Source organism: Kocuria sabuli (genome assembly GCF_040981185.1).
GTDB lineage: Bacteria > Actinomycetota > Actinomycetes > Actinomycetales > Micrococcaceae > Kocuria > Kocuria sabuli.
Genome location: NZ_JAVHZE010000106.1, coordinates 1 through 540, shown reverse-complemented (window position 1 = coordinate 540; position 540 = coordinate 1). Strand labels below are relative to the sequence as shown.

General features: G+C 59.1%; 2 protein-coding genes. Both read right to left on the bottom strand.

Going from position 1 to position 540, the window contains the following annotated elements; genetic code table 11:
* Nucleotides 1–292, bottom strand: a 292-nt coding sequence (locus RE027_RS18140; protein WP_368809694.1) for a GPW/gp25 family protein, incomplete at its 3' end; no start/stop codon positions are given.
* Nucleotides 289–540: phage baseplate assembly protein V (locus RE027_RS18135; protein ID WP_368809693.1), on the bottom strand; the 252-nt coding region annotated here is incomplete at its 5' end. The genes RE027_RS18135 and RE027_RS18140, both read right to left, overlap by 4 nt.

Sequence of the window (540 nt, the reverse complement as noted above, 5' to 3'; positions counted from 1 at the left end):
TAAGATTGACAATCATCGTCCCGTTGAAATGGCGTTCCGTGGTCACTGAGGTCAGGGTGATGCGCGGCTCCCACTTCTGCACGGCCATGTAACAGGCGACCATGATTTGCAGCTCAAGCGCCGGGGTCTGCGGCTGGTCAATCATGTCAGGCAGGAGCGAGCCATATTCCCGGCGCATCACGCGGGAACCGACAGGCGTTCGCAGGATGTCACTCAGGCTCTGGCTGATATGCTCTTCATCGGTGAGCGACCGGCCATCGGTTCGGCTCATGCCGATATAACGGGCTGTCATTTTGTCCCCTCCGTCCAGCTTCCGCCCCGTTCGACGCCGCCGTGGTTGTGGTTATCCACCTGCACACCGTTGGAGGTGAACTTCCCGCCGGTGTGCTGGATATCCCCTGACATTTTTCCGCCTTTTTTCACTTCCAGCGTGCCCGTGGTCAGCTTGTTGGTACACACCACCTCGGGCGTGTCCAGCGTGATGCGGGTTTCGGCTTTAACCAGTACCAGCGGCACGGTCGCAGTGATGGATCCTGATGC